The organism is Mucilaginibacter sp. UR6-11, from assembly GCF_020880695.1.
GTDB lineage: Bacteria > Bacteroidota > Bacteroidia > Sphingobacteriales > Sphingobacteriaceae > Mucilaginibacter.
The window spans coordinates 89,175-101,492 of record NZ_JAJIWO010000009.1 but is presented as its reverse complement, the minus strand read 5'-3'; the positions used below and the strand labels follow the sequence as shown (position 1 = coordinate 101,492).

The window sequence follows — 12,318 nt, the reverse complement described above, 5'->3', positions numbered from 1 at the left end:
TTGAGGCCTTTACAAAGCATTATCTAACTTATTGATAAAAAGGATAATCGGTATATCCTTTTTCGTCAGCAGTATAAAACGTAGTCATATCCAGATCGGTAGATAAATCAACATTTTTAGCAAAACGCTCTACCAAATCAGGGTTGTTAATAAATGGCCGGCCAAATGCCGCCAGATCCCCCAAACCGCTTTCCAGCTCGGCCTGCGCTGACTCGCTGCTGTGACCGCCAGCCAGGATAATTATATTTTTAAATTTATTCCGGATAGTTTGCTTGATTTGTAAAGGCACAGCCGGCGCACCCATCGCAGAGTGATCAACAATGTGTATAAAAGCAATACCTAACTGGTTAAGCTGCTCAGCTAAATAACTGTAAGTTGCATCAATTTCCGGATAGTGTGGCATATCACTAGCTACGCCATAGGGCGATAAGCGGATACCAGTACGGTCTTTACCAATGGCTGCCGCAACTCCGCTTACTACTTCTAATACAAAACGTGCGCGGTTTTCAACGCTTCCGCCATACTCATCAGTACGCACATTGCTAATTGGCGACAGGAATTGTTCTAATAAATAACCGTTAGCCCCGTGTAACTCTACCCCGTCAAAACCGGCGATGATGGCATTTTTAGCAGCCGCTACAAACTCAGCTTTTGTAGCGTTAAGTTCGTCAGCAGTCATCGCTTTAGGCATCGGGAAATCCTGCATTTGCAAAGTGTCGGTCCACATCTGGCCTGCCGGCTTAACTGCCGATGGCGCAAGTATTACAGCGCCTTCAGGCATATTTGCAGGATGACTTATACGGCCGGTATGCATTAGTTGTATAACTATCTTACCCCCCTTTTCATGAACCGCGCTGGTTACCTTTTTCCAGCCTACAATTTGTTCATCACTGTAAATACCAGGTATACGGGCATAACCCAATCCGTTTGGCGACGGAGAAGTGCCTTCGGTAATAATGAGGCCGGCGTTTGCGCGCTGTCCGTAATATTTTGCCATCAAATCGTTAGGCACATTTCCAATGGCACGGCAGCGTGTCATTGGCGACATTACGATTCGGTTTTTTAATGTTATAGCGCCAACTTGCGCGGGCTCAAATAATTTGTTGTTTTCCATTTTAATGTTTGTGAATATGTTTAAACACCTAAATGTATTATACTTTAATTTGGTGTCAAACTATTCATTTCAAAAATGACATATTAATGTATAAGAACCTGACTCCATTATTATGTTGTTTTTCGGGATAATTTGTAGGTTAGTATTATAAACCGATTATTAACCCTGAATGCGATGAGATTTATAAAATTTCTATTTTCTGCTATTTCTTTTATGCTGATTTTAGGTTTCGTTCCGTTTAAACAAAAAACGCAGTGGCAGTCACTATTCAATGGTAAAGACCTAAGCGGCTGGGATAGCTATATTGGCCCGGACCAGGACGACAAGGGTAACCCTATTAATAATATACCTATTGGCCTTAATAATGATCCTCGGCATGTTTTTAGCATTGTAAAGGTAGACGGTGAAAATGTTATCCGGGTATCAGGCGAAAACTGGGGTGCCATAGCAACTAACAAAGAATTTGAGAACTACCATTTGCAACTTCAGTACAAATGGGGTACACTCACCTGGGGGCAAAAAAGGGGAAGAAATAAAGACAGCGGCTTGCTTTACCATTCGACAGGCCAGTACGGCGCTGATTACGGCGCCTGGATGCGGTCGCATGAGTTTCAAATAGAACAGACTAACAGCGGAGAGTACTGGGGCGTTGCGGGTGGAATGGCAGATATCCCGGCTTACAAAAAAACCGATGGTAATTTTGAGTACAATCCGTCAGGCACCATGTACACCTTCGCCGAAGAAAGCCCGCAAGGCCGGCATTGCATGAAACGCGGCGCCGACGCGGAGAACCCAACGGGAGAGTGGAATACACTCGATCTATATTGCCATGGTGATACCAGTATCCACATGATAAACGGCAAAGTGATGATGGTGTTATATCATTTAAAGCAAAGCGATAAAGGACATAATCTATCAGCCCTTACCAAAGGCAAAATACAACTACAATCAGAAGGAGCCGAAATATTATACCGACACGTAAAAATTCAGGGTATTAATAAATTACCAGCAGAGTTATTATGACTATCATATAGTTCAACCGGGTTACCAGCATTTGGCTCAATTATTGAAACGAATAGTCTATCGTTTTAAATTGCTCACCGGCCATTAATGTATCTATATGCCATGAGCTACCTACGTTTTCAATCGTATACCTAAATCCCGCGGCAAGTTTTGAATTATCGTTATATACTTTCTTCTCAAATACCAACTGTTTAGTGGCATTGGGTATATCTTTAATTTTCATAGGAGCAATCGCCGAGTCTAAAAGCACTTTACTACTATTCCTGATATATAGAGAAAACGTGATGTTATCATTGACGTTTGAAAAATCTTTCTCGGTGTGCAAGATAAATTTTATGGTTCTGACATAAGGTATAGCAGGCACCTGTTCTCTTTTACAGGAAGCCAGCATCATCACAATTACAAGGATTGATGATAGGGATAATAAATTTGTTTTCATGCAAATAACGTTTAAAGCAAAGTTACGTAACGTCGGTCAAAAAGGTTGCTTTGATCGTTTGGCGCAAGTTTCACCTGCGTAATTCCATTAAATCTATCGTTCGATTTGCCTGTAATTCTCATTTTATCCCCGTAGGTAAAATACTTACTGATGTCCATCCGCCGTCAACCACCAAACTCTGCCCGGTGATATGCCTGGCTTCATCTGACACCAGGAACAAGGCCGTATTGGCAATGTCACTTACGTAGGCCGGGCGGCCCATAGGCGTTATTTCGGACCATACGCGTTCATAATCCTCCTCCAGCATCGTCCGCTCGGTTAACGTGGCGCCCGGAGCGACTGTATTTACAGTTATTTTGTATGGTGATAGTTCAATCACCAGATTTTTAGCCAGCATCTCTAGCGCAGCCTTGGTCATGGCATAGGCCGCCAAACTTTTCAGGGCCTGGTGCCCTACCACCGATGAGGTGAAAAGGATAGCTCCGCCGGCAGGCTGTAACTTCATTTTGTTTGATGCCGCCTGTGCCAGAAAAAATGATCCGCCTAAATTAACCTGCAATACTTTAAAAAAAGCCTCCTGCGAATAAGTGGCAAAATCACCATATAGTGTAATTCCAGCGTTAGCAATAACAACATCTAAATGCCCGAATCGCTCAACAGCGCTATCAACCATTTTATGAATAAAGTCCAATGAGCTTGAATCGCCCGCAAAGACGATGCATCTGCCTGCAGCGTTCAAATTTATTTTAAAAGCGGCGGTTTGTGCTAATTCAGCATCCAGGTCATTTAATAGTACGATTGCTCCGTTTGCAACCAATAGTCTGCAAATTTCAAATCCAATACCCTGGCCTGCACCGGTAACAATGGCTACTTTATCCTTAAAATCCATGCTGTAGGTTTATTTAACCTTCTAAAACAAAAGGTCCGGATTTAAATCCGGACCACCAAAGTAGTAAAATAAAAGTTTAATTTTTAGTATGGATAATAACCAGTTATTTATAAACTATTTTAAAAATAGCGCCTTTTATATCATCCGCCACGTACAGCGCGCCGTCAGGCCCCTGCGCCAAACCCATTGGCCGGTATTTGATAGGACCGGTTGGATGTTCCAGATCCGAGCCGGTAAAGTTACTTGCAAAAACCTCCCAGTTGCCTGATAGCTTCCCATTGACAAATGGCACAAAAGCCACTATATAACCTTGAACCGGCGAAGCTGATCTGCCGTGAAACACAACGAACGCACCGTTTTTATAACGCTTAGGAAACATATTGCCTATGTAAAATAATAAATCGTTTGGCGCCAGGTGACCCGGGAAAGCTATTGCCGGTTCGGCATATTTATTATCGGCGGGCATTTTGCCGTCACCACCGTACTCGGGCGATAACATTTTCCTTTTTTGCTGTTGATCATAATAAGCAAACGGCCACCCGGCATCCAGGCCTTGTTTAAGCTCATAAATGGTTTCGGCAGGTAATTCGGTACTTTTTTTAGCTGTAAAAAAATCAGGAGACTTATTATCAAAACTACGTCCGTGCTGGGTGGCAAATACCGTTTTAGAAGCCGGGTTATAATCAATACCCACTGCGTTTTTTATGCCGGTAGCATACCGGATGCCATCGCTATAAGTTTGATTGAGTTTATTGGCTTTAAATTTCCATACACCGGCTGCCGAATCTAAAATAGGGCAGCCCTGTATACCAACGCCCGAACCAGCTTGACGGCAGGCATCAGACCATGAGCCGATAGTTACGTAAAGATTATTCTGATCGTCAAGAGCTATGGATTTTGAATTATCATGTTGCCTGTCCAGCAAACCATGAACAATTGTCTCAGGTTGATTAGGTGTAATCACCTGGTCTTTATCATTCAATTTATATCTGAATACACCGGTGTTTGAGGTTGCATACAGGTAATGATCTTTAATTTTAATGCCTGTGCCCGGATAATCCGCAAACATCAATTTCTTATCGAGCCTGCCATCATGATTGGTATCGCTCAGAAAAAAGATACCTTTGCCGCCTCTTCTTACCGAGTTTAACTTTACATAAACGTCCCCCTGATTAGTAACTGCCAGGTGCCTTAAAGGGCCCAGCGAATCAGCTATCAGGGTTGCCGAAAAGCCTTCTGGCAATTTTAAATCTGCTTTATAAACTGTAAAGTTTTTATTGGCGATAAAGCCGGTTAATCCAATCAATACCGCGAAAACGCCCGTTGACCACAGAACTTTTTTATTCATTGTAACTTAAATAATTTGATTTAATTGATTGTCTGCTTTGATGTAGCCAAGATACACATTGCCCTCATAGCACCAATTATCTATCTAAATCGTTACTTTTCAAATCGCAATATGGTATATGAGTTGGGCGAAAAACTGTAGGTAACAGTATTACCGACAAGCTGTACCGTTTTTTCTTTAGTAGTAATCATTTCAGGATTTTGCGGGGTGTTTTCAGCCTTAGGGTTGCCTGATAGTATATATACTTTAACCCCGTTTTTGTAGCTTTCAAATCCCCTAATATCGATAGTAGTTTTAATAGCCGTTGCAGATATGTTGACTACATGGAGCACCAGTTGATGGCCTTTTTCATCACGTGTAGCAGTAACATCCAGATCGCCATCAACGCTATTAAATACCCGTAAAGGCTCATGGTTTTTGGCAGCCATTTGCGTGGCGTAAAAAGGGGGCATCCCCCAAACCTGCGATGGCGTAAAAAATATCTGCCCCTGGTCCCAACCATTGTCATTTTGGCCAAGCCCCTGCAGGCCGTTAGCCGCGCACGATGTCAGCACAAAATCGCCATGACGACGCACCGCGTTTAAGGTAGTGGCATGACCCAGCGCGCGTTGCATATTGTGCAGACCGCCATTCTCTTCAAATATGGTGCACTTTAAGGAAGTGGCCGGATCCCATTTTAAAAACAGGTCATGCATGATCTGCAGGTTGTTGTCGACTATCTTGCCAGAGTTGGCTTCGTCGGCTTCGGTATGCAGATCCCAATAAGCTGCCTTACCATTAACAGCCCGGAAAACAAGCTCCATATTAGCTTCAGATTTTGGACGCCACCATGCCGCGCAAATTACTTTTATCCCGGGGTTTTTAGCATGTATTACATTATACAGCAAATTAAAACGCTCGGCATAATGTCTATAATCATTAGCAAGATCGCCCCAGATCACTTCCTCATTCCCCAATTCAATATATTTTAGTTGATAAGGTTTAGGATGGCCGTATTCGGCACGTTTTTTACCCCACGGGGTAGTTACGCTGCCGGTAAGATATTCCAGCATGTCGGCTATATCTTCGGGCCTTTCCTCCACGTTTATGGCAAATGCAGGATCAAAACCGGCAGCTTCGCAATAAGCAACAAATTCTTCTATGCCAAAACCGTTGCTGGTGTACGGGTACCAATGGCCCTCATAGATCGGCCGTTTATCACGGGGGCCCACCATGTTCTTCCATTTATAATCCGGAGCGTTTACCATGGTACCGCCATAGCGTACAAAGTTCAAACCTTCCTCCTTCATTTTTGTGGCAATGTCCGCACGTAAGGGCAGACCCTTAAACTGCGCATTGCCAGTGCCCATCAGCACGGCCTGGTCTATTTCCAGTTTGCCTTTTTTGTCGATATAAATAGCAAGCCTTGCTTTGGTATCTGTACTATTTACGATAAGCGTAAAGGGATATTTTTTCCAGCCTGCGCTGATGCCTGTTATTTGTTTCGCAGCATAGGTTTTAGTACCCGCAGCATTTTGCAGCGCCAACGTAACCGGGCCAATTACATCGCCTTTTAAAAACACGTACCCCTGGAATTTTTGGCCCTGTTTAACCGCTATTCCCCAATGATTAAGCCCGTTATTGGCTATACCAGCCTTGCCGGTGCCTTTAAGGTAATTAACTACCTGGGCCTGTTTGCTGTTATAAGCGCCAGTGGTATCCAATGAAAATTTAACATCAGCCGATGGCGAAGTAATGCCATCCCAAACACTGCTTATTTGCAGCGCTTCTTTGCCAATAAATTCATTGTTGATGGTAAACCCGTTTTGTTTGATCACCACATCTTTAAAAATAACATCGGCCTGGAAAGTACGCAAGCCAATTTTGCCAGTGAGCAATGGATTTTCATCATCAATAAATTCAAGCGCCGGAGTATTGTTGTTATTTAAATAAATAGAAATCCGGCTACCCGTTACCATTGCTTTTAAATGCAGCCAATTGGTCCTGTCAAAAGCAATTTTTGTCTCTTTAAGCAATTTAAAATTATGCACATGTTTGCCTAAAACCAGCATCTGCCTGCCGGGGGCAACACTTATTTCGTAACCATCAAAATCATCAAGTCCTGATTGTTCGTTAGCTACGCGCACAATAAAACCGGCGTTTTCTCCGCCCCGGCCAAATTTTAAGTCGGCCTCTATGCTGCCATCTTTTAATATTGGGTTTTCTTTAATCAGCTTATAACCTGGGCCCGATTTTACAGCTATCCCCCCGTTAACAACGTTCCAGTCGCCCTGCAGCGTTTTCCAGCCTTTGATCCGGACAGGCGGTGCCGGCTCTTCAAAGCTTTCACCGTATAGTCGCTGGTCGTATAATCCGCCGTATATCTCATGGTTAACATCTTCTATACATGAGCCATACATTTTGGCTGGTATTTTATTGATAACCTTTGCGGCATCTACCACCACCCTGGCAGTTTGGGCTAAACCGGTTAACGATGAAAAAGTGATTGCGAATATGGCCGCGCCCCTCAGAATAATTTGACTATTAGAGTTAATCTTTATCATAAATTGATTGATACGGAAAGCATTGAATTTGCTTGTTCAAAAATGCGTTTTACGTCTGGATTGCGATTGAACAAATTTGATGTTTTTTAATGCAATTTTGACTAAAGATATGGTAATGCCCCCATTATACCATTAACACATCAACCCTATGCAAAAAATACAAAATTGTGCAAGAGCATAGGGTGCTTAAAGTGCATTTTTGTATCTTGTAGAGTGCAAAGTATCTTACCAGGTTTCGGCCTAATCGCGGCCACCGCACACCGCGCGTACCTTATCAGGTTTAGATACGTGAAAAAAGCAACTAAATTTTACCTGCGGATAGCCAGGTGATTTTCAAAAATTAATGGTAGGTTTAATTCTCATTCCCCATACCGGAGGTTGATGCTTTATGAGAATCTTTCGCGAAAATATTGTTAGTCCTGAAAATCTGTTTGTCGTTAAGGAAGAGCAGTTTAAGTTTAATGATTTTCCGTTCCATTCGCACCCCGAGTTTGAGATCATTTTGATAACCGAAGGCAGCGGGCAGCGTATGGTAGGCGACAGCATTACCGAATTTGCAGCCGTTGATCTTTGCCTGTTTGGAGCCAACCTGCCGCATACCTTTTACACCAAAGGTTTAAGTAAAAATGAAGCTATAAAACAGATTGTTATCCAATTTCATGAAAATTTTTTAGGCGCCGGTTTTTTTGACCGCAAGCCATTCAAAAAGATTAAGAACTTGTTGCATCGGTCATCACAAGGTATTTTATTTAATGATGATACAACCGCTGTCATCGCTCAAAAAATGAGTGTGCTGGTTACCAAAAACCCCGCCGAAGTAGTTATTGGTCTGCTGGATATCTTAAACGTGCTTTCTGTAGCTGCGGATTATTCTTTGTTATCGAGCCCCGGCTTTTTGCATGATTTGACTTTTGACGAGTCGTCAAGAATGAGCAAGGTTTATGATTATATTCTTGAGAATTTCAAACGCGACCTTTCACTTGATGAAGTTGCCTCAGTTGCCTATTTATCGCCGTCGGCATTTTGCCGTTATTTTAAAAAGTTTACCCGCAAAACACTGTCTGAGTTTTTGACAGACCTGCGCATAGGTTATGCCTGCAAACTGTTACAAAATAATAACATGGGGATCTCCCGGATAAGCCATGATGCTGGTTTTAACAATGTGTCTTACTTTAACCGCAAGTTTAAAGCTATAAAAGGGCAAACGCCAATGGAATATCAACGGCACTTCACGATAAAAAGGGCAAACTAGCCGTTATTTTCTGCCCTCTAACAGCTTTATCACGTATGGGGCTATGATGTTTTTTGACGCTTCTATACCGGGATGGATTCCATCGGGCACTTCGCTTAGATAAGCGTCCTTACCTTTAGCTAACAACTCTTGCCAATGCGGATAATGGTCGATCAGTAATAATCCGCGTGCTTTGGCAACGTCACGATACATTTGATAATACTTTAACAGATCAGGACGTGCGGTGGCGTGTACATTAAGTGCTATGTTCATCGTCTGTAAAATCACCTCGCAGTCGGGGTTATATAGTTTTAGGCGATCAATCATATAATTCAAGTTCAACCGGGCCAATTCAACACTGGTTTTATAGCTTAAAAAAGCATCGTTCATGCTAAACTCTATCAACACCGCATCCGGATTTTTCCTGATCACACTATCCTCTAAATTCTGCACGCCCCAGGTTGACCACATGCCGCTTTTAGCTGCGTTTACTGTTTTCAACAATCCACTGTATTTTTTATTTAGAGCCCGGTTTACGGAATCTACCCAGGCATGGCCACCTGCTGCAGCCGTAAGACTAGTACCGTAAGCTACCAACGTCTGAGGTTTGCCTGCTGCCAGGTTCTTTACTAATTTGGATTGTGCTAATGCAAGATTGGCTTGCAGTATTGTTAACAATATCGCAACAAAGACCACTAATTTAGACGACCGGTTTTTCATAGAGCCTGGAAGGGATTGGTTATTACAAATATGTAAAAGCCATTTATTAATACGGCTTAAAACGACTCATTCAAGTTAAGAAAGAACCCTTTGTTGCCATATTTACCAAAGGCATAATCAAGCGCGAGGTTGGTGCGGGTAGCTTTATTAAACAGCACACGCAAACCGGCGCCATAACCCGGCTGGAAAACCTGAAACAGTTTGGTACCATGCTCATCATTGGCACTTTGCATACTGGCAAACGTAACGCCGCTTAAAAACTTATTAGCCAGTATCGGGAATCTGAATTCAACCTCAGTATCATTAAATTGCGTACCTTTAAAATATTGCGAGGTATAACCCCTGCCGCTTCTAAAAGCGCCGTCACGGGCTGTGCCGGGTAGTTCAAGATAGGGTACGTCACCACTAACCAGGTATGATCCCCAGTTCCAGAAAGCTATAACTGTTTCAGGATTAATGGCTGATAAGCTAACATACTTTCTGAAATCGGTAGTAACCTGTACCGAGTTTTTAGTGCTCCCTATCCACATTTGATTAATCCTTATACCGGCATCAAAATAAACACCTTTATAAGCGCGGTTCGGATTATCGCGTGTAGTGTAGGCCAGGTTAAACAGAAACCCGTTTGCCGAGTAATGATCCTGCGGAAAACCATGTTCATTATTATAAACGCTTGAGGGCGTAGCGTTACTGGTTGTGTCTTTGGTAGTGATGTTGCGTCTGACCTCAAATGATAAACCGGCGCCTGCAAAGAAATTATTACCTAGTCCTTTATATACTTTTTCGCGGATATTAAAATAATACGAGTGGATGGCGTATACTTTATGCGCACCGTCGGCTAACACTTTTTCTGAACTAGTGCCGCCGTTAACATCATGGCCTATACCCAATCCATAGTCGGGCGTAACCGTTTTTGCAGCTACTATGTTACCCTGGAAATTCCATTTATTACCCGGCGTAAAAACATTATGGTTAAGATAGAAATAGATAATGCCCTTACTGGTAATTGACGCAGATGTAGCCGCTACAGAAAGCAATGTTTTAGGGTCATTCCCCAATTTACGGCCGGCAACCGCTTTAATACCAATTTGAGCGCCAATAGTTGGATTAGCGGCAATATTAGGCACTACGGTAATGCCCGAGCTTTTCTTTAATGTATCGGCTTTTCTTTTGGGATGTATAACGTTACGGGTCAAATCGCCAAAATCATATTGGTGATTGATATTATCAGCGCGTTTTGCAATTGCTAATTTTTTAGCACGTAAGGAATCTGCTTTCAAAGAATCGGGCGGACCGCCCACCTGGCCAAAAACCAACGCCGGCGCGACGATTACTATCAATAATAACAACGATTTTAAAATGTAGTACTTTGCATTTATCGGTTTTAAATCCATCCCAGTTTAAGCGTTCTAAATTGCATTTTGTTTGGAAAACAAGTTGTTGGAATGTCATAAAAGTTATGGCTTTTTTGTGTTGGGATATTTTTATAGGTTAGCATGATAAAAGGTAATGAGCAACAGATATAATTAATAACTTATAAAATGAAAAAGCTGGGGATGTTTATTTGTTTTTTACTTGGTGCCCTCCCAACGTTAAATGCCCAGGGTTTAAAACCAACACCTATAGCCGCTGATCTGGTCATCCATAAAAACCTGACCGACAACCAACTGCTTAACCTGGTACAAAAACAAACTTTTAGATATTTTTGGGATTTTGCACATCCCGTTAGCGGTATGGCGCGCGAACGAAGCACCATCAGCAAAAACTTTGGCGACAACGTGGTTACAACCGGCGGTACCGGCTTTGGTATTATGGCAACCATTGTAGCTGCCGACCGCAAATTTATAGCACGCAAAGAAGCGGCCGCTCATACCCTTAAAATTATAGATTTTTTGTTAAAGGCCGATAGATTTCATGGCGCCTATCCCCACTGGCTAAATGGCGAAACTGGCAAAGTGATACCATTCAGCAAAAAGGATGACGGGGCCGATATTGTTGAAACCTCTTACCTGTTTCAGGGATTGCTAACTGCACAGCAATATTATAACGCTAATATCCCCATTGAAAAAGAGATCAGAACCAAAATAAAACAACTATGGGATGGCATGGAATGGAATTGGTTCACACACGAAAAAAATGTATTGTACTGGCACTGGAGCCCAAATTATACCTGGGATATGAATATGCCTATTAAAGGGTGGAATGAATGTTTAATAACCTACATATTAGCCGCCTCATCACCAACGCATGCTATAAACAAAGCCGTCTATACCGAAGGCTGGACAGGCAGCAATACATTTACTAACGGCAAGACCTACTACAACAATATTATCCTGCCATTGGGCCCTGACTATGGAGGACCATTGTTTTGGACCCAGTATTCTTTTATGGGGCTGAATCCGCAGGGTTTGACTGATCAATATGCTGACTACTGGCAGCAAGTAACCAGCCATACCCTCATTAACCGGCAATATTGTATTGAAAACCCAAAACAATACAAGGGCTATGGCGCCAATTGCTGGGGGTTAACAGCCAGTGATAGCTGGCAGGGCTATTCAGGACACTCGCCAACTAATGATTTGGGGGTTATCACGCCAACTGCTGCTTTGTCTGCATTCCCTTATGCTCCGCAGTTTTCAATGCAGGCTTTAAGGCATTTCTACCAAGACCTCGGACCTAAAATATGGGGCGAATATGGCTTTGTTGACGCCTTTAGCGAACAGCACAACTGGTACGCAAAGTCATATCTGGCTATTGACCAGGGACCCATAATCGTAATGATCGAAAACTATCGTAGCGGCCTGCTTTGGAATCTTTTCATGCGTAACGCCGATGTTAAAACGGGATTGAAAAAGTTGGATTTTAAAATCGACAACTAAAAGTCGGACCGATCTCTGGACTTTTCGCCCCGCTGCTATACTGTGTAAAAAACCTGTAGCAAATAAACGGAGATAAAAAAAGTTGCTAACTTGCCGTCCGCTAGAAGCAATTATAACTACCCTAATACTGTA

Annotated in this window: 10 protein-coding genes; 3 read left to right on the top strand and 7 right to left on the bottom strand. The window is 42.6% G+C overall.

Annotated elements, in window-relative coordinates:
- Positions 1 to 28 precede the first annotated feature (28 nt).
- A complete protein-coding gene (locus LJ658_RS17980; protein WP_230547934.1) occupies positions 29 to 1,114 on the bottom strand; it encodes an alkene reductase in 1,086 nt (361 codons plus the stop codon).
- Positions 1,115 to 1,288: 174 nt separating this feature from the next.
- Here LJ658_RS17980 and LJ658_RS17975 point away from each other — a divergent pair, with 174 nt between their 5' ends.
- The gene (locus LJ658_RS17975) at positions 1,289 to 2,137 is read left to right on the top strand and encodes a DUF1080 domain-containing protein (RefSeq protein WP_230547933.1); all 849 of its coding nucleotides are present in this window, start codon (positions 1,289 to 1,291) and stop codon (positions 2,135 to 2,137) included.
- Positions 2,138 to 2,177: 40 nt separating this feature from the next.
- Here the strand turns inward: LJ658_RS17975 and LJ658_RS17970 are convergent, their stop codons facing one another.
- The 4 genes from LJ658_RS17970 to LJ658_RS17955 all read right to left on the bottom strand — a co-directional run bounded on the left by LJ658_RS17970 (position 2,178) and on the right by LJ658_RS17955 (position 7,356).
- A complete protein-coding gene (locus tag LJ658_RS17970; protein WP_230547932.1) occupies positions 2,178 to 2,576 on the bottom strand; it encodes a hypothetical protein in 399 nt (132 codons plus the stop codon).
- A gap of 118 nt (positions 2,577 to 2,694) precedes the next feature.
- A complete protein-coding gene (locus tag LJ658_RS17965) occupies positions 2,695 to 3,465 on the bottom strand; it encodes an SDR family NAD(P)-dependent oxidoreductase (protein ID WP_230547931.1) in 771 nt (256 codons plus the stop codon).
- Positions 3,466 to 3,568: 103 nt separating this feature from the next.
- Positions 3,569 to 4,813, bottom strand: coding sequence for a sorbosone dehydrogenase family protein (locus tag LJ658_RS17960; RefSeq protein ID WP_230547930.1), 1,245 nt, complete (start codon positions 4,811 to 4,813; stop codon positions 3,569 to 3,571).
- A 92-nt stretch (positions 4,814 to 4,905) separates the two neighbouring features.
- Positions 4,906 to 7,356 (bottom strand): alpha-L-arabinofuranosidase C-terminal domain-containing protein, encoded by a 2,451-nt coding sequence (locus LJ658_RS17955; RefSeq protein WP_230547929.1) that lies wholly within the window; start codon positions 7,354 to 7,356, stop codon positions 4,906 to 4,908.
- A gap of 388 nt (positions 7,357 to 7,744) precedes the next feature.
- Between LJ658_RS17955 and LJ658_RS17950 the strand changes: the two genes are divergently transcribed.
- Entirely contained in the window at positions 7,745 to 8,608 is an 864-nt protein-coding gene (locus LJ658_RS17950; protein ID WP_230547928.1) for an AraC family transcriptional regulator, read from the top strand.
- A gap of 3 nt (positions 8,609 to 8,611) precedes the next feature.
- On the opposite strand, the gene LJ658_RS17945 is transcribed toward LJ658_RS17950, so the two are convergent.
- Entirely contained in the window at positions 8,612 to 9,307 is a 696-nt protein-coding gene (locus tag LJ658_RS17945) for an SGNH/GDSL hydrolase family protein (protein ID WP_230547927.1), read from the bottom strand.
- Positions 9,308 to 9,363: 56 nt separating this feature from the next.
- A complete protein-coding gene (locus tag LJ658_RS17940; RefSeq protein ID WP_230547926.1) occupies positions 9,364 to 10,701 on the bottom strand; it encodes a BamA/TamA family outer membrane protein in 1,338 nt (445 codons plus the stop codon).
- Positions 10,702 to 10,848: 147 nt separating this feature from the next.
- On the opposite strand from LJ658_RS17940, the gene LJ658_RS17935 reads away from it, so the two are divergent.
- Positions 10,849 to 12,186: a glucoamylase family protein gene (locus LJ658_RS17935; RefSeq protein ID WP_230547925.1), complete on the top strand. Its 1,338-nt coding sequence runs from the start codon at positions 10,849 to 10,851 to the stop codon at positions 12,184 to 12,186.
- The last annotated feature ends 132 nt before the right edge of the window (positions 12,187 to 12,318 follow it).